We start from the raw sequence: 24,686 nt of genomic DNA on the forward strand, positions 1-24,686 counted from the left end.
AAATGATTATGTTCATCACTCTGCTCATTTGGTTAATTAATTAAGTCATGCTATAATTTACTTGTAAACAAAAAGCTCCGTGCTGGACACACGGAGCCGGGCTGCTTCAACGGTGGCTGATTTAACATAAAATGTAAACCGCCTTACTCGTCAAAGTTGAGGGCGGTTTTTAGTTTGTCCTACTTCTTGTGGCGGTTGTCGATATACGTCAACAACGCCAACAAGAAGCTTCCAAACAGTATCATCAAGGATACTGTCTCGAAAACAGACATGTTTAGCTAATCCTCCTTTCATTAGATTTTGAAGTCTACGAACACTCGTTCATAGGCACCAACCCCTTTCGGAAAGATTAGCCACCGCCTTTTAACCCATAAATATATTTTAACATAAAGCCAGTTACTAACGCCTATATTATCAAACTTATGACTGGCTCTTTATGTCATCTAATCGTTAAAATTTTCACCCTTTGTTTAATTATCAATTTTCTTCACGTAACTTGAAATCTAATTTAATAATTCTTAGTAAATAAGGCATACCAACTATCATAATAACCAACCAAGAAATCCCAGCAATCAGATAAACTACCGAACCATTCGTGGTTTGTTGAAAAATAAATGTAAATACTATCGTTCCAATTGGCATAATAATTGTGCAAGCTGTTGTCATAATGGTAGTTACACGTCCTAATATTTTCGTTGGTGTTGTTTTTTGAATATTGACTTGCGTTGTTATATTTAGCATAGCCACACCAAAGCCACCCAAAAACATAATAGTACCACCAATTATACTAATCAAATGCATATTTTTAGTTGTCAATAACAATGTTCCTAATAATATAAAGTAGAAACTACAAATAAATAAAGGCGTAATAATTTTAAATTTTTCACCCCTATTGTTCGGCCAAAAATTTAACAACAAAGCTGCAACTAATCCACCTATTGCATTAAAAGTATCCAAAATACCAATTAGTGCGTTACCCAGTCTTAATTGCGTATTGATTGTATATGGTAGCCCGATATTGATTGCCGCAAAAATAAAATTTAAAAACACTGCAGCAAAAATTAATACTTTAATTAGTGGTCGTTTAGATACATAAATTAATCCTGCTTGAAAATTTTTTAACGAAGATTTTTCTTCAACTACAGTATCAACATTAGAATCTTCGGTATAATAAAAATGCATTGTCATCACAATCAATACTGATAATAGTAATGCACTCACAGCTATCCAAACAAAAATACGAAACCCAAAAGCTGCATACAAGCCAACACCTAACATAGGCGCAAAGATATTTGCTAAAGAATTGGCGCCACTGGTTAATGAACTTAACTGATGTATTTTTTGATTATTCACTAGTTCATGCACTGATGCAGCATAAGCCGTACTTGCAAAAACAGTTGCAATGGTATTCACAGCAACAAATATGCTGATTGGAATAAATTTAAAAACACCTGTAAAATAATCAATCGTAAACACTAAAATTATTAATAGTAATACACGAATTAACATACTCATAAGAATGATTTGTTTATGCGGTAACCGATCAGTTAAGTTTCCTATCGGTACCATAAACAGCAAACTAATAATTGGTCCAATCGCTAATTCAACACCAAAGCTTAACGCTGAATGCGTTTGATTTAAAAGCATTAGCCCAAGACCATATGTAAACATATTACTACTTAATGAGCTAATTAAATTAGTCAAAACGTCTTTAAAGATTTGCTTATTTGATGCTCGTGTATTAATTGTCATCACTCTATCTCCCTAATAAAATTTAATAATTTAACTTTATCAATAAATTAAGAGATAATATCATTAATTGAGTTGCAAATATGCAACATATTATTAGGAGAATTATATGAATAAACTAGGTCCTACTATTAAAAAAATACGCATTATTAAAGGGTTATCCCAAAAGCAAGTATATACAAGTATTATTTCACGATCATTTGCTAACCGATTTGAGAGTGGTACCAATGATATTCAAGCTGAAAAATTTTTAATGATTCTTGATAATTTAGGTATTTCGCCATCTGAATTTCAATACATTAATAATAATTATGAGCTACCTTTAACTGAACAATTATTAACTAAAGTAAATTACTTATATGAAACACATGCCTTTAAAACGTTATCAGATTGGTTGAATCAATATAAAGAATCACACGATATTCCAATACAAATTGTTAGTGGTTATGCTGAAGTGTTATTAGCTGCGTATAGTCATCACTATTTTCCCTTGTCAAAAAATATTCAGCTGCTAATACTTCACTTATTGAACGAAAAAAGTTGGACACTCCAAGAAATTAAAATGGTTAAAATTTTAATTCCTATCATTGCAGGTCATGAACAATTTAATGTTGCTATTGACACCATCACAGCTCGCATTGAAGAAAATTACAAACATTATTTAACAAAATATGCTGATCCCTTTCAAGTTTCTGATGAGTTAATCAATTACTACGGGGTTGTCCTACAGAACTATTTAAATACTAAAAATTACCAGGCAGCATATGATTTACGCAATAAATTTAATACAGATGTTCTTTTCTTAGATTGGAATGGCCAAATTTCTAAACAACTATGGTTGGCTGTATGGGAACTATACTTTGGTGATTATGAATCCGGGAAAGCAACACTTATTAAAATAATTGACTTTAAATCAATGTTTCCAACCAGTTTTTCACTAAATATTGATGCCATATTTAAAATTCGGGTAGCAGATTCCAAGTCTTACCAATTTAGGCAAAAAAATAAATAACTATATAATTATGAATTTTATACTGAACGCCTTTGAATTTAAGAAATTCAAAGGTGTTTAATTAGTTGCTTGTTATATTTTTTGTTAATAAAACCATATCCTGCAGTTCTACCCCATTAGAAAAAATTTTTTTATTATAACTATCAAAGAAATTTTTTCTAACTCCCTCAAATCGAAAACCATTTTTTAAATAAAATAGGATGTTTTGAACATCAGCATCGCCAGTTCCAACTAATACAACACTATATTGCGCTCTAACTTGTTCTAAAATATAAGCTATCATTTGAGAACCTATTCCTTGACCTTGGTTATTGAAGTCAACAGCAATATTTTTAAGTTCACCAATATTGCTGTTACTTGTTGGTACAATCATCGCTACAGCCAGAGTTACATTATCTTGTTCTGCCAAAAAAAGTTGTCCCTGATTGATGTACTTATATACTTTACTTTCGTCTCCATCACCGATTAAAAGTAATCTCATATATTCACTACGCTTATTTCCTAAATATTCTGAGTATTTAATCATCTAGCACCTCTTTTATTTGTTAGAGACAATCAACAATACCAATATCAAAGTTGAATAAAGCCAACATTCCAAGAAAATATCTACCCTAGATATACCTATTTATCAACATCATTGATTATTTTATTATAATAAATATTTATGTCACCATTTTTAAGACAATGATCATTTTCACTTAAATAATCATGACTGCGCCACCACTTTTTTAAATCACTTGTACAAAAAGGTAGTTTTTTATTTTGATTATACCGAACCGTTGTAGCAAAAGAAACGTCCAAGTAATAAACAAAAGCATGGTTATCATAACTACCAACTAATTTTTCTAACATAATGCCATAAACATCTTTTCGCAAAATTCCTTCTAAAATAACAAACTTATAGTGATCAAGTCCCCAGTTTACTAAAGACTCAATTAAACTAATAGCAGGTGTCCCAAAATGGTCGTCAGCATGCAATATATCCCGACGGATAACATCTTGCTGGAGTAATAGACAGTTATCATACCCCCAATATTGTTGTAATTTATTTGCTAAAACTGTTTTTCCACTCCCAGAATTTCCTCTGATTAAAATAAAAATTGGCTTCAATTTATCACCTCAAATTTGTTTTATTTATATCCAAAAGTTATGTGATGTACTCTGTTTATCTTTATTATATACTACACAAAAAAGGGCCCAAACCTTAAGTTATGGTCTGCTTTTTACTTTTTTATACGCACTATGTTATAATGTATCCATAAACAAAAAGCCCCGTGCTACCAACACGAGGCCCAGGTTACTTCAACGGTGACTGATTTTAATTAATTATTAAAACCGCCTTGCTCATCAAAGTATAGGGCGGTTTTTAGTTTGTTTTACTTCTTGTGGTGGTTGTCGATATACGTCAACAACGCCAACAAGAAGCTTCCGAACAATATCATTAAAGATATTGTATCGTGAACAGACATTTCTGGCTGATCCTCCTTTCGTTAGATTCTGGTGTCCATGAATAACATTCATAGGCATCACCCTCTTTCTAATAGAAAGTCAGCCACCGCCTTTAACCCGTTTGGATATTATAACATAAAAGAATGCCACGAGCACGATAGTATCAGTGTTTGTGGCATTCTTTTATGTTAACCATATTTTGAACTAAAAAATTCATTTCACAAATTCTCAATGCTTATTTACTTAAGAATGATCGTTTGCCGAAATAAAATGTCTTTCAGACCATATAAAGAAAGCAATTAAACACTTTTTAAACCAACAATCATCATTTACAAAATGAAAACAAATTAAAGTTAAATAATAATAATTGGTCTTGGGTGGCTAGGTGCGTTCCAAGCTTCTTTAATATTTTCTAATTTAAATATGTTAGTAGCAACTTGCCAGTTATTTATAATTGCTAACTCAAGTACATTCTCAATTGCTGAAACTAATTCTTTACCACGAAGTGATCCCATTCCTGATCCCAATAAAGTTATTTTAGTTGACCTTAATAAAGCCCCAGGTAAATTAATATTTGAGGCTACTAATGTTCCTATTTGAACATAACGGATTTCTGATTGACGATTACTAAATTTATAAAGTGCTTGCATAATTTTTTCAGCAGTATCTCCCCATAAGTAATCTAAGACAATCGTAACATCAGCAATAATTTGACCTAAATCTTCTATATATTGAGATTGACTTTTGCCTTCATAATCGTTTGATGCTAGATAAAAATCTGCACCAGCAGTTTGTAAAGCTTCTTTATCGCGACCTAATGCAATAACTTTTTTGGCGTCCAAACCGTACGCCATTTTAATTGCTAGTGTCCCCGCTGTACCAGTAGCACCATTAACTAAAACAACATCATTTTCAGTAATTTTAGCTCGATTTACCAATGCTGCATATGAACTCATTCCTGGATTAGCAATTGCGGCGGCGGTAATTGTATCTAGTCTTTCGGGTACCTTTACCATTCGATGTTTATCAACAACTGTCTTTTCAGCTAATGCACCATATATTCCTTTTGACCCATTAAAAAATAATAACGTTCGCCACTATCAGATTCACCAACTCCTTCCATACCAGCAACTTTAGAAAATGCATCATCACTAGAATAATGATTTCCTAAAGACACACCTTTACTAACGATAGTTAATGCACTTGCTTTAACGTTTAACATTAAAGCATCATCAGACAACACTGTAGGTTCTTGTATTTCTTTAATTACTAGTAAAATTCCTTTATTTGTAACAACTGCTGCTTTCATATAAAAATCCCCTTTTTATTTACGTGCATTTTGCACATAAATAAGTGTAGCACAATCCGTGCAAAATGCACGTATTAAGTTTATAATAGCAATATGGAAACTAAAAAAATGCAAGAAATATATACCGAAGTCATCAAACTAGTCACCTTTTTTAATAAACCGGAAAATGATAAATTTTTACTAGAAACAAATAACATTGAACTTGATTTTAAGTTATTCCCCTTATTTATAGCTATTTCTCATATGCAGCCTGTCACTGTTCAGAAATTAAGTAACTTTTCGGGACGTCCACATTCAACCATTAGTCGCCAAATTCAACGTTTAGAAACTAAAAATCTCATTCAAACCAAAACAAATAATCACGACAACCGTAGTCGGGTCATTACATTAAGTCTGGCTGGTGAAACTTTATCCAGTGATATCAAAATCGCAAGATTTAAAACTATGGAACAAGTATTAAGTGACATCACAGAACAGCAAGAAGAGACAATTATTGATAGTTTAAAATTACTAAACAAAGCCATTTTAAAAAATGCACCTACTAGTAAAAATAATGATTAATCTCTTTAATCATATTTTGGTGGCGTTGGGACAAAAGAAGATGTCCCAACGCCTTTTTGGTTAAAATATATTAATTATAAACCTGTAAACATTGAGGCTTCAGACTCTTGTTTTTCACTCACTTCTTTCTCTCATACAATCAACGTAAAAAAGCTTGCGAATCTGACAAAAATCATCAGATTCACAAGCTATATTCCATAAATTTTTTAAGTCGATTTTATATTTTTTTACACCACTTGACATAGAAACGTATTATCCTAGTTATACCACTAAATACTCGGATTTACTTTAACTAGTTATTGTTAACTAAGCTGTTATAAAAGTTAACTTTTGCCATTTGATAATAAGGTCCTACCCAGATTACTAATAACCCTGCTGTTAGAACAACTAAAATCCACCAACCAATAAAACTAATCAATAATTTAAAGTACTGCCATTTATGACCATCCATCAATTCACGGCTTCTAGAAATCGCTTCAATATAACCGATTGATTCACCGCTATCCACAGCATCACGATATATCAATATTGCTTGTGAATATGCTAATGATTTAACAATACCAGGAACAATCAAAAGTACTGTCCATAGTACAGTCCAGATAGTTTGTAAAATCAAGATCACTATCGCCCCAATGAAATAAGAACCATTGGAAAAAATCGTTCCCCATTTTCTAATAGGTTGTGTGTAATCTTCACGATCTCTAATCGCATCAAGTACAACAAATAATAGACCACTTGTAATAATACTAAATACAAGCGTCGTAGTCATTGATAATGACGAACTACTGAAATTGTTGTTCGTAATCAATAAGGACTCGGCTTGCGAAGATGCGTTATTCGTTAGCAATAGCCCTCTATAAATTGCCTCTAAATCCAGTGCTAAAAAATCCAAAACACATTGTAAATAGAAATAGATAAAATACGGTATAAATAATATTAGAAAAAAACTTAAATGCTGCTTCAGTAGTTTTTTTGCATTTAATTTTAATTAACTATTATTCATGATACATTCCCCCCATCTAGGCAATACGCAGATTATTCATCTTCTTCATAATCAAATAAATCGCCTGGCTGACAATCCAACACTTGGCATAACTTATTTAAAGTAGAAAAACGAATACCTTTTGCCTTTCCTGTCTTTAAAATTGATAAATTAGCGGGCGTAATGCCAATCTGTTCAGCTAATTCTTTTCCTGATATATGTCGCTTTAACATCATAAAATCTAACTTTGTTAAGATCATATCCTTCTCCAACTAAACAAATTCATCATTTTCAACCTTCAGTTGCATACCTGAATTAAATACCTGATAAACAACATACAAAATAACAACAAATAATAATTCTGTTAGCCACAATCCGACACTATCATTTCGTCGAATGGCTGATACATGGAGGTCGTTAGATGCAATACAAGGATAAAGTAATACTAATTGCATGAATTGTGTTACAACGGCTGTTATTGCTGCTAAAAATAACTTTTTTATATAACGTAAGTTAACGGTTGTAAAATAGTTTCCCTGTTGAATACTAGTAATTAATTTTCTAATCATTATCATAATGATAAAAATCATGATAATGATTATTAGATGAATAATGATCGTTATACCACTTAAAAATTGTTGTCCTAATGTATTAGGTGTAATGATTTTGAAATAATACACAAAAAATTTACTATACATACTATTGCTAGCTGAGTTAATTGATCGAATTAGCCAATAAACATTTTGTAAGGCTGCAATCATTAATATTAACTGCACTAACCATGTTAGGCCTTTAAAAATTGTTAACGACATATTTTTAATCTTAGATTTTGCCATTTTTTCTCCCGCATTCAAAATTACTCTTTTTCGAATATAAATTATTGTAAAACAATAATTAGCGTTTGTAAAGAAATATATATCAGTACAGAATACAAAAAGTAAATAAGAATTAATTCTCAGGTTAACCCACTATCGTTTTAGACTTTTGATACATTCATTCTTTTTTCAATAATTCACTCTAATAAAAATTGCTATACATCAAAATAAGAAAATATAGTGATTTATACAATCAGTGTTTTGTTCTCCTTAAATTATTAAAAGGTCAACAAACTTTAAACATAACAACTACTTAAAGTTATAGATATTAAAAACAAAGAAGTAAATAACCTATAGTTATCAGGTTACCTACTTCTTCTATAAATTAAAATATAAAATTCTATTTAATTAATTGCATATCAATATGTGGGGTTTGTTCATGGATATAGGGTTCGCCAATTACTGTAAAGCCCCACTTTTCATAAAAATGCTGTACTTCAATCTGGGCAATAATCCTAACTTCACCATTTTTGAAATTTTCATTCAGTACATCAAAAATCTTTTCCATTAATTCATTTGCTAACCAATTTCCTTGAAAATCCTTTTTACACCAACTCTATCAAACACCGCTATGTTATTTTCTTTAAAAACACGTGCATACGCAATAACATGGCCATCTTGCCACTTAAAATATATGATGGCCTGAAAAAAGCCCCGTGCTTTGAGCACGAGGCTTAGGGTTACTTAAGAGTAACCGATTTAATTCATAAAATTTATATTTTACTTTATCAATTTTTAATTGTTGTCACAAATCTATCAAAAAGCACACGTTCATGTAGATTACGATTACATTGTAAACTATCAACACAAATATAATTACCTTTTTTAGTATAGCGACCATCCCCATGACGCTTATTTAGGGCCAAAAACATCGTCACATTTTCTTCATGCTGACAAATCGAACAGTACCCTCGTACAATTGGGCTTGAAACATCCCCAACTAATCCTAAAAGTTCTTCTTGTTCATAGTACAAGATATATTTACGGCGTGTTGCAACATCATTCCAAGCAAAAAAAGTATACTCACGCCAATCCACTACTGATAAATCTGGTAACGTCAACTTCTTTGCCTTTTTAAATGTTTGCTGGATTTGCTTTTTGTTTGGTGTCGCAAAGGGTACGATAAACGCTTGTAACGTTTGCACCATCTTTTCAGTCGCACGGTGTCGTAATCGTCGATCCATGATATTTAAAATTAACTGTTCAACGATAGGCTCATCCCCAGGAATAGTTTCACGTATTTCTTCAGCGGCTAATTCCTGTAATGCACTTACCGTTCGTAAATCATTGACCGATTGATATTGATGTACCAAGTTATCAACAATGTCATTAACTTTCATATACTGATAAGGTTGTATGGTTAGTGTCATAATTTTTCCCTTTCTTTTCTTACGATTTGAATCATTAGAAAGAAAGTTTTTTCTAGTGATTCGATTAACAGTCGTTAACCTTATCACTAGCAGATACTATACGTATCATTTGATCACCTCCTAGAGTTATCCTAGTTTATCAAATCTGTTTTAAAAAAACAAATCCCCCTTGCATATAAGCATTATTATTATAAAAATGCTTGGTAATCATTAAACTAACCAATGATTTCATAATTTTACATAAGTCATTAGATTTGTTACGGTTGTATAGTAATTAATCATTAAAACATCGCTATTACGTAGCATTTTTCTATGCTAATAGCAAACATGGCACTTTTATCTAATAAACGAAATTTTAATTTATTTATCAAAGGAGAGAAATAATATGAAAAAAGTTTTATCTAATAGCCATGGAGACCATGGGTTTGATTTTTATTTTCCTTATTATTTCCAAATTTATTTTCATTGACAGTAGCAAATAAAATTTATTTACTCGTCTTTTTTGTCACTGTTCTCATTGGTAACACTGTTAGGGCGTTAAGAAATAATTAACAAACATTTAATCACATAAAAAGCATGCTATCACGGCATGCTTTTTTACTAAATCAAATATCTTGTTTACTTCAAATGCTTTAATTTTTATTTTTAATGCCAACCGTCTTCAACATACGAAATATGCTCCAAATAATTTTTAATGGCGACTTTACGATCCGCAATTAAATTTTCTGGTAAATTATCTAAAGAAGCCCATATTAATGCTGCATTTTTATGAGGCTCTAAAATCTTTGGTTCACCTCGATAATTATCAAGTATAAAATAGCCGTTAAAATAAGGGGTGTTCGTATCTTGATAACGTTTATGCATGATAGATGAAAATGCTAAACTTTCTGGTTTTACCGCTAACCCAAGCTCTTCTTTCAATTCACGAGATAATGCTTCACGCATAGACTCACCATCTTCAACATGACCCGCTGTTCCTAAATCATAGAAGCCATCCTTTGTACCTGTATGAACTCTTTTTTGTAATAAAATTCTATCATGTGTTTTATTCATAATTAATGCAAAAACGGCTGCCGTTGTTTTATATCTATCCATACAATAAATTCCTTTCTTACAAGTTACCGTCCGTAAAGGCTACTATATATATTTAATTAAAAATACTAGATCCATCGCTTCTTTAATATGCACTTCTGCGCGGCCCGTCAATCTATAACCACTCTTAGTATATAGATGTAATAATTTACTTTCTTGTTTAATGGTATGCCAAAAGCAGCTAATTCTATAAAAAATTAGCTGCTTAGTCTCATTTATTCAAACAAAACATGATAGTCTTGTTTAATCTAAATCATGAAATCCAATATCTTTACGGTAATAAAAATTAGCTAAGTTCAAATTAGCTAAGCTAGTATTAACAATTAATTGGGCATCTTTAAGTGTTGGTGCATGTGCAATCAAAGTAAAAATACGTCCGCCCGAACTATATAATTTTTGATTTTCTGCCACAACACCACCATAAAAGACATTATCTGGTAAATCGGGTAACGCAATATGCTGTTGAGGATCACTTGGATAGCCCGGTGCAGCAACAACCGTTCCTAGATAGTAATCTTTATTTTGCCAAATCATTTGTGGACTCTTACCAGCAATTAAATCAGTTATTGCGGTATAAAAATCACTCTTTAACTGTGGTAATAAAATTTGTGTCTCAGGATCACCTAAACGAACATTAAACTCAATGACTTTAATACCACCACTAGTTAACATACATCCAATATATAAGGTACCTGCATACATTAAATGTTCATTTTGTAAACCAGTCATAATTGGTGCGACAATTGTTTTTTTAACTTGCGCAATAATATCATCCGTAATATGAGGAACGGGTGAATAAGCGCCCATCCCCCCTGTATTAGGTCCCTGGTCGCCTTCAAAAATTCTTTTATGATCCTGCGAGATAGGTAAAATAATTGGCTCAGGTCCACCAACAAATACCATTAATGAAAACTCTTCACCCACTAAATAGTCTTCTACAAGAACTTGATGAGATTTTTGGATGCCATCATGTAAAGCTGAAGATAATTCATCAGTGTCTTTGACAATTTGGACACCTTTACCACCTGCTAAACCATTCTCTTTAATGACTACTGGTAGTGATAACTGCTGGCTGTAATCTAAAGCCTGCGCCACATCAGTAAATACATTAAAATCTGCAGTCGGCACGTGATTACGTTTCATAAACTCTTTAGCAAACTGTTTATCACTTTCTAATCTGGCAGCGGCCTGATTAGGGCCAAAAACTTGAATGCCTTTCGCCGATAAAAAGTCAACAATACCATTAGCTAACGGCGCTTCTGGTCCGACAAAAACCAAATCTATCTGTTGTTGCACCGCAAAAATAGCTAATTTTTCAAAATCATTTTCTGAAATTGCTACTGTTTCAATACCGCTTATTTGCATGCCAGGATTCCCCGGAGCGCAAAAAACCGTCTGTACCTGTTGACTATGCAAAAAAGTTGTCGCAATCGCGTGTTCACGTGCGCCAGAACCAATGACCAGAACATTAAACATTAAAGTAAGCCCTCCTAATGTCTAAAATGGCGTACGCCAGTCGTTACCATTGCAATACCATACTTATCGGCCATGGCGATTGAATCCTTATCATGGATACTACCACCTGGTTGTACAATAGCCTTAATATTATGTTGTGCTGCATACTTTACACAGTCATCCATTGGGAAAAAGGCATCTGACGCTAAAATAGCATCTTCATAACCATCCTTTGCCATCGCTTTTTGTACGGCAATCTTGGTTGCATCAATACGGTTAGGTTGTCCCATACCGACACCTAATGTCTTTGTAGCCGTCGTAACAACAACAGCATTACTTTTTACAAACTTCACAACATGTTGCCCAAATTGTAATGCTTTTAATTGCTCAGCTGTCGGCTGTTTCTTTGTCACGACTGTAAAACTTGGTGCTGCTTCAACTTGTCGGTCCGTTTCTTGTACAAGCAAACCACCACTAACTGCAATAGTCTCAAAACGTTCCGCTTCATCAGCATGGCTCAAATCAGCTTGTAATAAGCGAATATTCTTTTTCTTACCTAAAATTTCTAAAGCTTCGGCACTAAATGACGGTGCAATTACAATTTCTAAGAAAATTTCATGCATCTTTTGTGCAGTTGCGGCATCAATTTCACGATTAACTGCGACAATACCACCAAAAATAGACATCGGATCTGATTCGTATGCCTCATCCCAAGCTTGTTCAATATTATCAGCAATACCAACGCCACATGGATTCATGTGTTTCATTGCCACCACACAAGGTTCTGAAAATTCACTAACCATGTTCAAAGCTGCGTTAGCGTCTTTCAAATTGTTAAATGATAGTTCCTTACCATGCAATTGTTTTGTGATAATTGACAACTTTGTAGGAATAGGATTACGATAAAACGCTGCTTTTTGGTGACTATTTTCACCATAGCGTAAACTTTGTTGCTTTTCATACGTTAACGTTAACTTTTCAGGGAATGCTTCAGTTGTTAAGTAATTCGCAATTAGGGTGTCATATGCAGCAGTATGCTGGAATACCTTAGTTGCCAGTTCTTTTTTAAATGCTAAATCATTATGGCCAGCTTCTAAAAATGATACGACTGGTTCATAATCGGCTGGATCCACAACCGTCAAAACATCCGCAAAATTTTTGGCAGCTGCACGTAACATCGACGGACCACCAATATCAATTTGTTCAATGGCTTCTACTTCAGTTGTATCAGGCTTTTCAATTGTTTCCTTGAAAGGATACAAGTTAACGACCACTAAATCAATTGGTGCAATGTCTACTTCACGTAATTGTGCCATATGGGCTGGGTTATCACGTTTTGCTAATAAACCACCATGAATTTTGGGATGTAAAGTTTTGACACGACCATCTAACATTTCAGGGAATCCTGTAATGTCTTCAACACCTGTTACCGCTAGTCCACCTTTTTCAAGTGCCTTTTTTGTACCCCCGGTTGAAATAATTTCAAAATCTAAGTCAATTAACTGACGTGCAAATTCAAGTAACCCAGTTTTATCTGACACACTTAACAACGCTTTTCTAGTCATTTTTAGAATTCCCCTTTTTCTAATAGCTCTTTAACAATTGATGGATAAAATGTATGTTCTGTTTGATGAATTCTTTGTTCAAGATCCGCTAATTTATCCGTTTTATAGATTGGTACTTTATGTTGTGCAATAATTTGACCAGAATCAATGCCTTCATCAACCCAATGAATCGTAACCCCAGTTTCTGAAACACCTGCTTGATAGGCATCTTCAATTCCATGACGACCAGGAAAATGAGGTAATAACGCTGGATGAATATTAATAATTTTGCCAGCATATGCCGCTAATAAAGTTGGCCCCACAATACGCATATAACCAGCCAACAAAATAAAATCAATTTGTTCAGCCGCTAATTTTTTGATAATAGCTGCCTATGCTGCGGCCTTATCGGCATAGTCTTTAAAGTTAACAACCAAACTAGGTACTTGTTCTTGCTTTGCCCGTTGTAAGACATTAACATTTTGATGATCACATACTAGCAAAGTAACTTTAACTGGCATTTTTTCATAGTCAAAGGCCTGACACAGCGCTGTAAAATTTGTGCCCTCACCCGAAGCAAAAATCGCTATTTTTTTGATCGTTGACATTACTGCAACTCACCTTTCAAATTAACTTGCCGTGTTCCCGGTATAATATGACCAATTTGATAGGCTTGTTCCCCTGTCTGCTGTAAAGCGTCCATAACAGCCTTAACATTTTTGGGATCAACTGCTAACACCATACCAATACCTAAGTTAAAAGTTTTCGTCATATCTGAAAACGTGAGTTGTCCAAGTTCTTGGAGTGAATGCATGATTTTGGGAAGTGGCCACGCATCAACGTTAATTTCAGCATCTAATTCATCAGTTAAAATGCGACCAACATTTTCAATTAAGCCACCACCGGTAATATGAGCAATAGCATGTACTTGATTTTGTTGTATCAACGGATAAACTGCATCCACATAAATGCGTGTTGGCTTCAATAATTCTGTCTGCAAATCTTGTTTGTGCCCGGGTAAAATATCCGTTAATGCATAATGATGCTGTTTAAATAAAATATCACGCACCAAACTAAAGCCATTTGAATGTAAGCCATTTGAAGCTAAGCCAATCAATACATCTCCAGCTTTGGTATTATCAGCTGTTAATAACTGCGCTTTATCAGCAATACCAACTGCAAATCCCGCTAAGTCATAATGCTGATCATGATACATATCTGGCATTTCAGCTGTTTCACCACCCAGTAGAACAGCGCCAGCTTGTCTAACACCTGCAACCACACCAGTCAAAATATCTTTGGCTTGTGTCGCATCTAAATGACCCGTACCAATATAGTCTAGAAAAAATAATGGTTTCGCACCCTGTGCTAAAACATCATTGACACACATAGCCACCAAATCAATACCAACTTGTGTGTTTTGTTGCGCCTGAATAGCAACCAACAACTTGGTCCCAACACCATCGGTACCTGCAACCAACACTGGGGTTTGATACGATCCAATATCTAACGGAAACAACCCGCCAAATGAACCTAGTGACTCGTTTTGTGTTAATTCCTTAATTTGGTTGACAAGTTGATATCCTGCATTTATATCAACACCCGCCTTTTTGTAGGCATCCATTTTATGATCCTTCCCTGTTGGCTTTATTTATAATACTGTAGCGATTGTTTTTACATCACGATGATGTAATGCTTCTTGCTCTGCATCATATTGTTTTTGATAGTCATATAACGGCGTTGGATACTTACCATCAAAGTAAGCGACACATAAACTACCATTTGGTGCGCCTGTTTCTAAGCCCACTGCCTTTATCAGACTTGGGACACTCAAAAATCCTAATGAATCAGCACCAAATGTTTGGCACATTTCTGACAGCGTTTGATTGGCTGCAATTAATTCACTGGCATGTTGGATATCAATACCATAAAAACAGGGGTATTTTAGTTCTGGGGATGCAATTCGTAGATGTACCTCAGTTGCGCCTGCATCCTTTAACAACTTGACAATTCTGCGACTAGTGGTGCCTCTTACAATGGAGTCATCAACCAAAACAACTCGTTTTCCTGCCACAACACCCTTTACTGCCGAAAGCTTCATATTGACGCCTTGTTCACGTAATTTTTTAGTTGGTTGAATAAATGTCCGACCAGAATACTGATTTTTAACCAACCCCATCTCATATGGGAGTCCTGATTCTTGTGCGTAACCCATAGCGGCTGATAGTGAAGAATTCGGTATACCGATTACGATATCTGCATCGACAGCTTGTTCCTTAGCTAATAGAGCACCCATTCGCTTACGGGCAGAATGAACATTAACCCCATAAATATCTGAATCTGGGCGTGCAAAATAAATAAATTCCATAGAACAAATTGCTAGTTGTGTATCTGCTGCATAAGTTGAGACTGATAATCCATTATGATCAATTTTTAATAATTGACCAGGTTGTACATCACACAAAAAAGTAGCCCCAACCGCATTTAATGCACAAGTTTCACTACAAACGACAAAACCGCCATTTGGTAGTTTACCAACAACAAGTGGTCGAAAACCATTTGGATCAAGTGCTGCATAAAGACAATCTTTTGTTAAAAGCAAATAGGCAAAGCCACCTTTAATTTGGCGTAAAGCATCTTTTACTTGTTCATCTAACGTTGGCTCTTTACTTAGACGAATAAGATGCATGAGGTTTTCCGAATCTGAACTTGATTGATAGATAGCACCTCTGTCTTCCAACGTTTGACGAATTGTTTGTGCATTCGTCAAGTTACCATTATGTGCAAGAGCAAATTGTGTATCGCTAAAATTAAAAGGTAGTGGTTGAATATTTTCTAATAAATTACTTCCTGCTGTTGAATAACGCACATGCCCAATAGCTGCTTGGCCCTGTAATTTTTCAAGCTCTACTGTATCAAACACATCATTTAGTAATCCTAAATCACGCTTCGTTCTCAGCTGACCATTATTATTAATTGTAATTCCTGCACCTTCTTGACCACGATGCTGTAGGGAAAACAAACCAGTATAGGTTAAGAATGCTGCGTCAGAGGTACCCCAAACACCAAAAACACCACATTCTTCATTTAAATGACTTACTTCAGACTGCATGGTAAAGCCCCTTTCCAAATATTCAATGCTTGTGAAACTGCTAGGTCAAAGGCCCCGTCTTGTGCGGTTACATGCAAATGATCATCGTCAGTTACTTGTCCTAAACGAGTTGCATCGTCACCCACTAATTGTTCAAAGGCAACCTTATTTTCCGGACTTACTGACACAACAAAACGGGATTGTGTTTCAGCGAAAAATTGACGTACTGTTAATTCACTGGTTAAATTAACCCCTAACTGGTTTTTAAAGGTTGCTTCGGCAATTGCAACAATCAATCCACCTTCTGATACATCGTGCGCACTATTTAATAAATCGTTTTGAATGGCTTGTGTGACCAAATTTTGCATTTTAAGTTCGTTATCTAAGTCAAAATCAAATAATTGCCCTGATACTTTACCTGTTTGCATTTTTTGGATTTCTGAACCATTAAAATCATTATATGTTTGCCCGATAACATAAACGAAGTCACCAGCTTGTTTGAAATCTTGTGTTGTTATATGCTTTAAGCCTTGAATTAGCCCAACCATTCCAACCATTGGTGTGGGATAAATTGGTACATCATTAAATTCATTATGCAAAGAAACATTTCCTGATATAACAGCTGTCTCAAACATTTCACATGCTTCACTCATACCTTGTACAGCTTGGTCTAATTCATAAAATTGTTCTGGCTTTTCTGGATTTCCAAAATTCAAACAATCTGTGATACCAAGTGGTAAAGCTCCTGAAGCCACAATATTTCTAGCCGCCTCAGCAACAGCCATTTGTCCACCAACTCGCGGATTCAAGTACAAATAACGACCATTAACATCTGTTGTCATGGCTAGTGCTTTGTCATGATGACGAACTCGTATAACTGCTGCATCCGAACCAGGCTTCACTAGCGTATTTGTTTGAACTTGTGAATCGTAGGTTTCGTATAGACTTTCTTTAGAAGCAATTGTTAATTGTGCCAACATTTGCTGCAAAACCTCAGTAGCTGAAGAAATATCGGGAACAAATTGCGTTGCACTTGCTTGTTCAATCCGAGCGGGTATTTTACTTTCACGATGATAAACAGGTGCTTGTGAGGCTAATGCATCAACTGGCACATCAGCAACAATTTCACCATGATGAATTAATTGATAATGATCATTATCAGTCACATGACCAATATTAACAGCCTCTACACCATATTCAGCAAAGACTGCTAGTACTTCTTCTTCATAACCATTTTTGACACACAACAACATCCGTTCCTGTGATTCAGATAGCATCATTTCAAATGGTGTCATGTCGGCTTCTCGCTGGGGCACTAAGTCCAAATCCAAAATCATACCATTGCCACCAGCTTTTGATCCCATTTCTGCTGAAGAAGAAACTAAACCTGCTGCTCCCATATCTTGCATACCAATCAAAGCGTCTGCATGATTAGTACTAATTTCTAAACACGCTTCCATAACTAACTTCTCAGTAAAAGGGTCACCAACTTGCACTGCAGAACGTTGGCTTTCATGTTCAGAATCAAATTGAGCTGATGCGAACGATGCACCATTAATCCCATCACGCCCCGTCTTAGCTCCAACATAAATAATACTGTTACCAACACCAGCTGCAGCACCAACTTGAATTTTATCCAAATCCATCAGTCCAACGCACATGACGTTTACTAACGGGTTTTGTGAATAAGCATCGTCAAAGGCGATATCACCACCTACAGTTGGTACTCCAATACAATTACCGTATGCAGCAATTCCAGCAACAACTTGGGAAATTAAATACCGATCAGCTGCTGTACGCGGTGTGCCAAATCGTAAACTATCTAAACTAGCAATTGGCCGTGCACCCATTGAAAAAATATCTCGTAAAATACCACCAACACCAGTTGTTGCACCTTGAAAGGGTTCTACAGCTGACGGATGATTATGACTCTCCGCTTTGAAAACAACTCCCTGACCGTTGCCAATATCAATAATCCCGGCACCTTCACCAGGACCTTTCACGACACGTTTACCCTTTGAAAAGAATTTTTTCAAAACCGGTTTTGAATTTTTGTATGAACAATGTTCACTCCACATACCTGAAAACAGACCAACCTCAGTATAATTGGGTAAACGACCAAGTACTTCATTTTTAATTAATTGGTATTCATCATCTGAAAGACCTAGTGACTGGTAAAGTTTTTGACTTTCAATGGTGGCTGGTGAAATTTCTGTAGTTTGGACACCGACATTACTCATTAAAAGCTACCTCACGTTCCTTAACAAAGTTAATCATTGCTGTAAATATTTTCACACCATCATCAGATCCTAAAATTTTTTCAACTGCTCTTTCTGGGTGTGGCATCATGCCCAATACATTTCCTTGTTGGTTTGTAATACCTGCGATATCCGATAAACTACCGTTAGGGTTATTTTGATACTTAAAAACAATTTGATTATTTTCTTTTAAACTTTTAAGTGTTTTATCATCACAATAGTAATTGCCATCACCGTGCGCAATTGGTAACGTAATCACCTCTTGATCATCATACAAATCAGAAAATGGGGTTTGATTATTTGTAACAATCAACTTTTGATCACGACATACAAATTGTGCGACTGTATTCTTTTGTAGCGTCCCCGGTAACAAGCCTGCTTCAGTTAGAATTTGAAAACCATTACAAATACCAATAACTGGCTTACCACTATCAGCAAATTCACGTAGAGCAGGAATGATTGGTGCAAAACGTGCAATAGCGCCACTACGTAAATAATCACCATAAGAGAAACCACCCGGTACAATGACAGCATCAAAATCAATTAATGATTCTGAATCATATGAAACTAAGGCTGCCTCTTCACCAAAAACATCAGTAATCGCATAATAAGCATCTAACTCACAATTAGATGCTGGAAATGCTAAAATCGCAAAGTTCATGACAAATCCTCCGACTCACTAATTTCATAGGTATAATTCTCCATGTTGTAGTTTGCCAACATACGATCACTGATTTCATTAACTTCTTTCTCAATTGCTTCACGCGTCATGCCATCTGCAAAAGTTAATTCAAATGACTTACCAACTTTTAATTGCGTAATATTATCATAGCCAAGGCGCCCAAGGGCCTGTTGAATAGCTTGAGCTTCTGGGTTTAGAATTGATTCTTTATAATTCACAAAAACTTTAACGACTGTCATAGCTATTAAGCCTCCTCTGAATGTAGTAAACGTTGCAAAATTTCTTCATAAACGGGGACCATGTCACCCAGCCCTTGTCGGAAAATATCCTTATCTAGTGACTGTTTTGTTTGCATGTCAACTAAACGACAATTATCAGGTGATAACTCATCTGCTAAAATAACATCGCCTGTATTTGTTATCCCGAATTCAAGTTTGAAGTCGACCAGTTGAACGTTTATTTTTTCAAAAATTTTTATTAGATGTTGATTAACCTGCAAGGCAATCTGACGAATTTTTGAAATTTGCTCTCTTGTGGCAAGTTCTAGCGCTAAAGCATCATCATCATTTAAAAAAGGATCGTCTAATGCATCATTTTTATAAAAGAATTCAATGACTGGTTGTGCAAATTCTTGTAAATATTCTGTCTGATAGCGTTTTACAAAGCTACCTGATGCACTATTACGAATAACGGTTTCCAACGGAATAATTTTTACACGTTGTACCAATTGATCTGTTGGCCCAATCTGTTTAATAAAGTGATTCTCAATACCTTGATTGCGTAAATCCGTAAATAATTGTGTTGAAATAGCGCAATTTGTTTTACCCTTATCTGCCATTTGAACCTTACGTTTACCATTCAACGCTGTTACCTGATCAAGGTAGTGCACCCACAAAATATCAGGATAATTAGTGGTATACATTTCCTTTGCTTTGCCGCGATATAACAATTCTTGTTTTTCAACTTCTGCCAATTCAGTCATCGTTAATCTTCTCCCTTTAACATAGCTGTTGTTGCTAATAACTCATCAACATCCTTACCTACAACCGTAATATGACCTAATTTTCTTTGCGGTCTAATCCCACTTTTACCATAATCATGAAAATGCCATTCGGGATGCTTATTGAATAATTCACGGGCTAAAGTTAAATCATTTCCCAATAAATTACGCATCACTGCTGGCTGTTCTTGCTTTATATATGGTATTGGTAAACCGCAAATACTACGAATATGCGCTTCAAATTGTGAAATATTGCAAGCTTCAATTGTATAATGACCAGAATTATGTGGTCGTGGTGCCAATTCATTAACGACTAATTCATGATCATTAATGACAAAAAATTCAATGCCTAAGACACCATAAAGGTCTAGCTCATTCGCAATCTTTTCAGCATAAGTTTGCGCTTTATGCCGCAATGTATCAGAAAATTGATTAGCCGCAATTGTTGTATGTAAAATATGATTTTTATGTTGATTGGTTACCAAAGGAAAAGTATAAATTTGTTTGTTAAGATCCCGCGTTACCATCATTGAAGCTTCTGCTTGAAAAGCCTGTCGCGCTTCTAAAATACATGGTACTTGTTCATACAATTGTGACGCTTTACTAATATCACTTGGGTTATTAATGTCTAACTGGCCATGCCCGTCATAACCACCACTAACTGTTTTCAAAAGTGCAGGATAACCTATTTTCTCAATAGCTACTTGTAATGATGATTCGTCCGTAACTGAGGCAAAATTCGTTACTGGGACTTGTATATTTTTCAAAAAGCTTTTTTCTCTTAAACGTTGACCACTAACGTGTAATAAGTTGATTCCTTGCGGTAAGGACGTATACGCAGTTACCTTTTGCAACGTTTTTTCCGCTACATTTTCAAATTCGTAAGTTAACACCGCACTCCGCTGCGCAAGTTCTAATAATGCTGCTTCATCGTCATAGTCAGCTGTTATTTGAAAATCAGCAACTTGAGCTGCTGGTGCATCTAGAGTTGGATCTAAAATACCAACTTTATATCCCATACTTTTAGCACTTAACGCCAACATTTGTCCTAATTGTCCCCCACCCACAATGCCAATGGTTGCTGGTGGCAAAATGGTTTTAATCAAAACGTGCCTCACTTTCAATAGCCGCTTGGCGTTGTGTTTCTTTTAATGCAATTAACTTTTCTTGAACACTTGTTTGTGTAATCCCCAACATTTGTGCTGCTAAAATAGCTGCATTTTTAGCACCAGCATCCCCAATGCTAAGTGTTGCAACCGGTGCTCCTGCTGGCATTTGTACAATTGATAGTAATGAGTCCATACCATTTAATGTTCGCGTTTTAATCGGAACGCCAATTACCGGTAATGTTGTATTAGCTGCAATCATTCCAGGTAAATGTGCTGCACCACCCGCACCTGCAATAATGACTTTTATACCCTTATTACGCGCATTTTCACCAAATTCTTGTAATTCATTCGGCATACGATGAGCTGATATGATCTTTTTTTCAAAAGATATCCCTAACTTTTCAAGCTGTTCACATGTCAATTTCATTGTTGACCAATCTGAAATTGAACCCATTAATACTGCAACTTCATTTGCAACCATTTATTCCTCACCTTTTAAATGCTTTATCACAATGTCTATTTTCACCTTCATAATACTTAACTTTAAATAGTAAGTCAATGTTTTTCGTTCGTATTTATTCGGATAAACGGTTTATTTATAGATTAAATATTTAATTTAGTTCGTTTTTTAAAGTAAGAGCACCACCGCTTTTAGATACTTGATCTAAAAAAAGAGGCAAAACGAAAATTATTCCTTTCGCTTTGCCTCTTTTTTATTAATTAATTTTAATTAGTGATGCTTTTGATAGTACTATAACCTTTTATTCATACAAGACGGTCATAAACAGCTATCTCTTACTAATTCATAAGCACTAATTGGTACAAACACTGTTAATATCATTCTTTTAAAACCATTACCAGTTAAATTTCTTAGCAAGATAAAGTAAAATTAGCCACAAAATCACACCTGTCATTGTAAAGTATCCCAAAATAATTAAAGCGTCTTTTAACCCTGTCAACGGAAACCATCCACTAAATAATAGTATTGGATAAATTGTTACCAACATACACAAAAAATGAATAATTGTCTTCTTAATCAAGGTCCACTGATCAATATCATAAATAATTGTAGCAAAACCAATAAATAACGCCATTAGTGCCACACATAAAACACTCTTCGCATTGGAAAAGTCATTTTGCAAATAAAGAACATACGCTATGATACTCATAATAATAAAAGGAATCCCACCAAAAATTGTCCCTTTAAGAAGTAACTGAACGCCCATTAGTAATCAACCTCCTGTTAATGTACACTCCTATTACACTAAAATTATACTATATAGGACGAAAACACTGTTGTAACAGCATTTACATTAATTATTCAACATATAAAATATCTGACAGCGAGAATACTTTTATATTATTTGCAAGTACGACATTATTATCCTAAAAGCCTAGTACTTTCCCATGATATAAAGGGCTAACAATTCCTTCAGCATTATGATTTCTTAATTGAATAGTTACTGAAAACTGCTGATCAAAGGCTTGCATCAAATGTTGACTAATCGACTCTTCAGACATCTCTTCATGGTCTTCACGCATCCTGTTATCCATACGATTTTTAGAATATTTACCAACATCCTCAGTATGATCACTAAGGAAATAACCTTGCCATTTAACCATACCTCTATCTTGGTAATCATTTTGAAAAAAACGAGCTGCATTTATTAACTTATAGTGTAATTCATCCTGATTATCCATAAGCGTTACCACCGTTATGACCACCAACTAACCCCGCACGCTGCATCATTGTCCCACCTATACTTAGCGATGATAATTTTACTAAACTAGTGATACCAAATTTTTCTCTAATATCATCAACTACTTGATCAATTCTAGACGCATTAATTTGCTCTACAACCGGTGTTAATAAATCCAATTGCTCGTAACCTGCTGGTTGTAATTTACCAACCGATACACCCAAATTACGTACACTACCATCTGTATAGTGTTCCTCAAATAAATCAATTAAGGCAGTGCTAATGATATGTGACAAATTTGATGGTTCAATTTTCATTTGAACATTAAAACCATGTGTCTGTTTTTGCTCACCTGTTGCGTAAGCATAACCAACAAATAATGATACCGTACCAGCTGCTAATTGCTTGGCACGTAAACGTGCAGCAACTTGTTCGCCAATTTCACGAATAACAACTTTAATTTCAAGCGCATCATTATAGTCGCGTGGTAAAACTTGGCTATTAGAAATATTTCTCGCTTTAACCTTATGTTTATGACTAACAATGCTACGATCAACTCCCCAAGCTAGCGCAAATAATTCTTCACCACGAACACCTAATTTTTGTTTAAGATAATACGGGTTTGTCATAGCTAAGTCATACATTGAAAAAATGCCTAACCGATTTAATTTTTTTGCTGTTTTTAGACCAATACTCCACACCTCATTCAATTTTGTAATGGGCCACAAATGTTCCGGTAAGGTTTCAAAATGCCATTCTCCAATTAAATCAAAATCGTGCTTTGCTTGAATATCTAAAGCTACTTTAGCCATTGCAATTGTGTCACCAATCCCAACTGTTACATATAATCCTAATTCTTTTTTTACTTTTAATTGAATAATTCGTGCTAATTTTTTTAAGGTTAAATCTTTACCATAGATAAATTTTAAATATTTCCAGGAATCCGTTATATCAAGAATACTTTCATCAATGGAATATAAATGAAGATCCTCTTCAGCAACAAATTGACGAAAAATATCATTAACTTTTTTATTTACAGCAATATATCGATTCATTCGTGGCTGAACAATTAATAGTCGCAAATCTTTTAGCACGTCACGTTGGCGCATGACATTCTTAATACCCAATTCTTTTTTTGCACGAGGTGAAGCGGCTAATACGAGTCCGCCATTAGTGTTTTCCTGTTGACTCATAACAACCAATAATGAAGTTAATGGATTTAACCCACGATCGGCACATTCCACACTAGCATAAAAGCTTTTTGAATCAATCACCATAACTTTCCTTCTTAGCTCATGACCAGTCACATCTGAAAAATTCATAATCTTCCCTCCAATCTTAAATTATAAGTTTAACTGTATAACGTTAGTTTAAACCTAACGCATTAATTAATCAATCTCCGTTTACCAGTGATAAAATTTTTCCCTGTATACTGATCGTTGTTCGCG

At 34.7% G+C, this 24,686-nt stretch carries 27 protein-coding genes and 2 pseudogenes; 2 read left to right on the forward strand and 27 right to left on the reverse strand.

The features are described from left to right. Window positions 1–179: 179 nt before the first annotated feature. On the reverse strand, window positions 180–272 hold the full coding sequence (locus FFM61_RS09090) for a putative holin-like toxin (RefSeq protein ID WP_255313607.1): 93 nt from the start codon (window positions 270–272) through the stop codon (window positions 180–182). Between the two features lie 205 nt (window positions 273–477). Then, on the reverse strand, window positions 478–1,752 hold the full coding sequence (locus tag FFM61_RS05340; protein WP_074427607.1) for an MFS transporter: 1,275 nt from the start codon (window positions 1,750–1,752) through the stop codon (window positions 478–480). A 106-nt stretch (window positions 1,753–1,858) separates the two neighbouring features. On the opposite strand from FFM61_RS05340, the gene FFM61_RS05345 reads away from it, so the two are divergent. Continuing rightward, window positions 1,859–2,761, forward strand: a complete 903-nt coding sequence (locus tag FFM61_RS05345) for a helix-turn-helix domain-containing protein (protein WP_074427608.1) — start codon at window positions 1,859–1,861, stop codon at window positions 2,759–2,761. A gap of 61 nt (window positions 2,762–2,822) precedes the next feature. On the opposite strand, the gene FFM61_RS05350 is transcribed toward FFM61_RS05345, so the two are convergent. The 5 genes from FFM61_RS05350 to FFM61_RS05365 form a co-directional block, all read right to left on the reverse strand. Further along, complete coding sequence (locus FFM61_RS05350) at window positions 2,823–3,287, reverse strand: GNAT family N-acetyltransferase (RefSeq protein ID WP_074427609.1); 465 nt, start codon at window positions 3,285–3,287, stop codon at window positions 2,823–2,825. A gap of 95 nt (window positions 3,288–3,382) precedes the next feature. Further along, entirely contained in the window at window positions 3,383–3,871 is a 489-nt protein-coding gene (locus FFM61_RS05355; RefSeq protein ID WP_074427610.1) for a zeta toxin family protein, read from the reverse strand. A 266-nt stretch (window positions 3,872–4,137) separates the two neighbouring features. Further along, window positions 4,138–4,230, reverse strand: coding sequence for a putative holin-like toxin (locus tag FFM61_RS09095; protein WP_255313608.1), 93 nt, complete (start codon window positions 4,228–4,230; stop codon window positions 4,138–4,140). A 333-nt stretch (window positions 4,231–4,563) separates the two neighbouring features. After that, complete coding sequence (locus FFM61_RS05360) at window positions 4,564–5,226, reverse strand: zinc-binding alcohol dehydrogenase family protein (protein ID WP_083194494.1); 663 nt, start codon at window positions 5,224–5,226, stop codon at window positions 4,564–4,566. A gap of 29 nt (window positions 5,227–5,255) precedes the next feature. Further along, a complete protein-coding gene (locus FFM61_RS05365; protein ID WP_083194495.1) occupies window positions 5,256–5,519 on the reverse strand; it encodes a hypothetical protein in 264 nt (87 codons plus the stop codon). Window positions 5,520–5,627: 108 nt separating this feature from the next. Here FFM61_RS05365 and FFM61_RS05370 point away from each other — a divergent pair, with 108 nt between their 5' ends. Beyond that, entirely contained in the window at window positions 5,628–6,080 is a 453-nt protein-coding gene (locus tag FFM61_RS05370) for a MarR family winged helix-turn-helix transcriptional regulator (protein ID WP_074427611.1), read from the forward strand. 292 nt (window positions 6,081–6,372) lie between these two features. On the opposite strand, the gene FFM61_RS05375 is transcribed toward FFM61_RS05370, so the two are convergent. The 20 genes and pseudogenes from FFM61_RS05375 to FFM61_RS05470 all read right to left on the reverse strand — a co-directional run bounded on the left by FFM61_RS05375 (window position 6,373) and on the right by FFM61_RS05470 (window position 24,560). Then, window positions 6,373–6,927 carry a DUF975 family protein gene (locus tag FFM61_RS05375; RefSeq protein ID WP_083194498.1) on the reverse strand — a complete coding sequence of 185 codons (555 nt, stop codon included), beginning with the start codon at window positions 6,925–6,927 and terminating at the stop codon, window positions 6,373–6,375. 188 nt (window positions 6,928–7,115) lie between these two features. After that, on the reverse strand, window positions 7,116–7,322 hold the full coding sequence (locus FFM61_RS05380; protein ID WP_003106704.1) for a helix-turn-helix domain-containing protein: 207 nt from the start codon (window positions 7,320–7,322) through the stop codon (window positions 7,116–7,118). A gap of 12 nt (window positions 7,323–7,334) precedes the next feature. Further along, entirely contained in the window at window positions 7,335–7,898 is a 564-nt protein-coding gene (locus tag FFM61_RS05385; RefSeq protein WP_074427612.1) for a DUF2975 domain-containing protein, read from the reverse strand. 379 nt (window positions 7,899–8,277) lie between these two features. Then, window positions 8,278–8,472: pseudogene (locus FFM61_RS05390) on the reverse strand (GNAT family N-acetyltransferase); the annotation flags it as partial. A 193-nt stretch (window positions 8,473–8,665) separates the two neighbouring features. Beyond that, on the reverse strand, window positions 8,666–9,307 hold the full coding sequence (locus FFM61_RS05395; RefSeq protein WP_074427613.1) for a FusB/FusC family EF-G-binding protein: 642 nt from the start codon (window positions 9,305–9,307) through the stop codon (window positions 8,666–8,668). Window positions 9,308–9,952: 645 nt separating this feature from the next. After that, window positions 9,953–10,402 (reverse strand): NUDIX domain-containing protein, encoded by a 450-nt coding sequence (locus FFM61_RS05400; RefSeq protein ID WP_074427614.1) that lies wholly within the window; start codon window positions 10,400–10,402, stop codon window positions 9,953–9,955. A gap of 240 nt (window positions 10,403–10,642) precedes the next feature. Next, the gene (purD, locus tag FFM61_RS05405) at window positions 10,643–11,875 is read right to left on the reverse strand and encodes a phosphoribosylamine--glycine ligase (RefSeq protein ID WP_074427615.1); all 1,233 of its coding nucleotides are present in this window, start codon (window positions 11,873–11,875) and stop codon (window positions 10,643–10,645) included. Window positions 11,876–11,889: 14 nt separating this feature from the next. After that, window positions 11,890–13,419 carry a bifunctional phosphoribosylaminoimidazolecarboxamide formyltransferase/IMP cyclohydrolase gene (gene purH, locus FFM61_RS05410; protein WP_074427616.1) on the reverse strand — a complete coding sequence of 510 codons (1,530 nt, stop codon included), beginning with the start codon at window positions 13,417–13,419 and terminating at the stop codon, window positions 11,890–11,892. A gap of 2 nt (window positions 13,420–13,421) precedes the next feature. After that, window positions 13,422–14,006, reverse strand: a pseudogene (gene purN, locus FFM61_RS05415) (phosphoribosylglycinamide formyltransferase). After that, window positions 14,006–15,022 carry a phosphoribosylformylglycinamidine cyclo-ligase gene (gene purM / locus FFM61_RS05420; protein ID WP_074427617.1) on the reverse strand — a complete coding sequence of 339 codons (1,017 nt, stop codon included), beginning with the start codon at window positions 15,020–15,022 and terminating at the stop codon, window positions 14,006–14,008. Before purM ends, purN begins: the two are co-directional and overlap by 1 nt. A gap of 27 nt (window positions 15,023–15,049) precedes the next feature. Beyond that, window positions 15,050–16,510: an amidophosphoribosyltransferase gene (purF, locus tag FFM61_RS05425; protein WP_074427618.1), complete on the reverse strand. Its 1,461-nt coding sequence runs from the start codon at window positions 16,508–16,510 to the stop codon at window positions 15,050–15,052. Further along, window positions 16,495–18,729 (reverse strand): phosphoribosylformylglycinamidine synthase subunit PurL, encoded by a 2,235-nt coding sequence (gene purL, locus FFM61_RS05430; RefSeq protein ID WP_074427619.1) that lies wholly within the window; start codon window positions 18,727–18,729, stop codon window positions 16,495–16,497. The genes purF and purL overlap by 16 nt, the downstream gene beginning before the upstream one ends. After that, the gene (gene purQ, locus FFM61_RS05435) at window positions 18,722–19,408 is read right to left on the reverse strand and encodes a phosphoribosylformylglycinamidine synthase subunit PurQ (protein WP_074427620.1); all 687 of its coding nucleotides are present in this window, start codon (window positions 19,406–19,408) and stop codon (window positions 18,722–18,724) included. The genes purL and purQ overlap by 8 nt, the downstream gene beginning before the upstream one ends. Continuing rightward, the gene (gene purS / locus FFM61_RS05440; RefSeq protein WP_074427621.1) at window positions 19,405–19,668 is read right to left on the reverse strand and encodes a phosphoribosylformylglycinamidine synthase subunit PurS; all 264 of its coding nucleotides are present in this window, start codon (window positions 19,666–19,668) and stop codon (window positions 19,405–19,407) included. The genes purQ and purS overlap by 4 nt, the downstream gene beginning before the upstream one ends. A 5-nt stretch (window positions 19,669–19,673) precedes the next feature. Next, on the reverse strand, window positions 19,674–20,411 hold the full coding sequence (gene purC, locus FFM61_RS05445; protein WP_074427622.1) for a phosphoribosylaminoimidazolesuccinocarboxamide synthase: 738 nt from the start codon (window positions 20,409–20,411) through the stop codon (window positions 19,674–19,676). 2 nt (window positions 20,412–20,413) lie between these two features. After that, entirely contained in the window at window positions 20,414–21,535 is a 1,122-nt protein-coding gene (purK, locus tag FFM61_RS05450) for a 5-(carboxyamino)imidazole ribonucleotide synthase (RefSeq protein WP_083194501.1), read from the reverse strand. Continuing rightward, the gene (gene purE / locus FFM61_RS05455; RefSeq protein WP_074427624.1) at window positions 21,528–22,019 is read right to left on the reverse strand and encodes a 5-(carboxyamino)imidazole ribonucleotide mutase; all 492 of its coding nucleotides are present in this window, start codon (window positions 22,017–22,019) and stop codon (window positions 21,528–21,530) included. The genes purK and purE overlap by 8 nt, the downstream gene beginning before the upstream one ends. A gap of 373 nt (window positions 22,020–22,392) precedes the next feature. After that, window positions 22,393–22,764 (reverse strand): DUF3021 family protein, encoded by a 372-nt coding sequence (locus tag FFM61_RS05460; RefSeq protein WP_074427625.1) that lies wholly within the window; start codon window positions 22,762–22,764, stop codon window positions 22,393–22,395. A 160-nt stretch (window positions 22,765–22,924) separates the two neighbouring features. Then, window positions 22,925–23,251, reverse strand: coding sequence for a hypothetical protein (locus FFM61_RS05465; RefSeq protein ID WP_137604613.1), 327 nt, complete (start codon window positions 23,249–23,251; stop codon window positions 22,925–22,927). Continuing rightward, window positions 23,232–24,560: a Y-family DNA polymerase gene (locus FFM61_RS05470; protein ID WP_074427627.1), complete on the reverse strand. Its 1,329-nt coding sequence runs from the start codon at window positions 24,558–24,560 to the stop codon at window positions 23,232–23,234. The genes FFM61_RS05465 and FFM61_RS05470 overlap by 20 nt, the downstream gene beginning before the upstream one ends. Window positions 24,561–24,686: the final 126 nt, after the last annotated feature.

Origin of the sequence: Weissella hellenica (assembly GCF_005405545.1) — a bacterium.
Lineage (GTDB): Bacteria > Bacillota > Bacilli > Lactobacillales > Lactobacillaceae > Weissella > Weissella hellenica.

Excerpts from the sequence above, each read along its gene's own strand:
- FFM61_RS09090 (WP_255313607.1), bottom strand. The coding sequence starts at position 272 with ATGTCTGTTTTCGAGACAGTATCCTTGATGATACTGTTTGGAAGCTTC.
- FFM61_RS05340 (WP_074427607.1), bottom strand. The coding sequence starts at position 1,752 with ATGACAATTAATACACGAGCATCAAATAAGCAAATCTTTAAAGACGTT.
- FFM61_RS05345 (WP_074427608.1), top strand. The coding sequence starts at position 1,859 with ATGAATAAACTAGGTCCTACTATTAAAAAAATACGCATTATTAAAGGG.
- FFM61_RS05350 (WP_074427609.1), bottom strand. The coding sequence starts at position 3,287 with ATGATTAAATACTCAGAATATTTAGGAAATAAGCGTAGTGAATATATG.
- FFM61_RS09095 (WP_255313608.1), bottom strand. The coding sequence starts at position 4,230 with ATGTCTGTTCACGATACAATATCTTTAATGATATTGTTCGGAAGCTTC.
- FFM61_RS05360 (WP_083194494.1), bottom strand. The coding sequence starts at position 5,226 with ATGGTAAAGGTACCCGAAAGACTAGATACAATTACCGCCGCCGCAATT.
- FFM61_RS05365 (WP_083194495.1), bottom strand. The coding sequence starts at position 5,519 with ATGAAAGCAGCAGTTGTTACAAATAAAGGAATTTTACTAGTAATTAAA.
- FFM61_RS05370 (WP_074427611.1), top strand. The coding sequence starts at position 5,628 with ATGCAAGAAATATATACCGAAGTCATCAAACTAGTCACCTTTTTTAAT.
- FFM61_RS05380 (WP_003106704.1), bottom strand. The coding sequence starts at position 7,322 with ATGATCTTAACAAAGTTAGATTTTATGATGTTAAAGCGACATATATCA.
- FFM61_RS05385 (WP_074427612.1), bottom strand. The coding sequence starts at position 7,898 with ATGGCAAAATCTAAGATTAAAAATATGTCGTTAACAATTTTTAAAGGC.
- FFM61_RS05395 (WP_074427613.1), bottom strand. The coding sequence starts at position 9,307 with ATGACACTAACCATACAACCTTATCAGTATATGAAAGTTAATGACATT.
- FFM61_RS05400 (WP_074427614.1), bottom strand. The coding sequence starts at position 10,402 with ATGGATAGATATAAAACAACGGCAGCCGTTTTTGCATTAATTATGAAT.
- purD (WP_074427615.1), bottom strand. The coding sequence starts at position 11,875 with ATGTTTAATGTTCTGGTCATTGGTTCTGGCGCACGTGAACACGCGATT.
- purH (WP_074427616.1), bottom strand. The coding sequence starts at position 13,419 with ATGACTAGAAAAGCGTTGTTAAGTGTGTCAGATAAAACTGGGTTACTT.
- purM (WP_074427617.1), bottom strand. The coding sequence starts at position 15,022 with ATGGATGCCTACAAAAAGGCGGGTGTTGATATAAATGCAGGATATCAA.
- purF (WP_074427618.1), bottom strand. The coding sequence starts at position 16,510 with ATGCAGTCTGAAGTAAGTCATTTAAATGAAGAATGTGGTGTTTTTGGT.
- purL (WP_074427619.1), bottom strand. The coding sequence starts at position 18,729 with ATGAGTAATGTCGGTGTCCAAACTACAGAAATTTCACCAGCCACCATT.
- purQ (WP_074427620.1), bottom strand. The coding sequence starts at position 19,408 with ATGAACTTTGCGATTTTAGCATTTCCAGCATCTAATTGTGAGTTAGAT.
- purS (WP_074427621.1), bottom strand. The coding sequence starts at position 19,668 with ATGACAGTCGTTAAAGTTTTTGTGAATTATAAAGAATCAATTCTAAAC.
- purC (WP_074427622.1), bottom strand. The coding sequence starts at position 20,411 with ATGACTGAATTGGCAGAAGTTGAAAAACAAGAATTGTTATATCGCGGC.
- purE (WP_074427624.1), bottom strand. The coding sequence starts at position 22,019 with ATGGTTGCAAATGAAGTTGCAGTATTAATGGGTTCAATTTCAGATTGG.
- FFM61_RS05460 (WP_074427625.1), bottom strand. The coding sequence starts at position 22,764 with ATGGGCGTTCAGTTACTTCTTAAAGGGACAATTTTTGGTGGGATTCCT.
- FFM61_RS05470 (WP_074427627.1), bottom strand. The coding sequence starts at position 24,560 with ATGAATTTTTCAGATGTGACTGGTCATGAGCTAAGAAGGAAAGTTATG.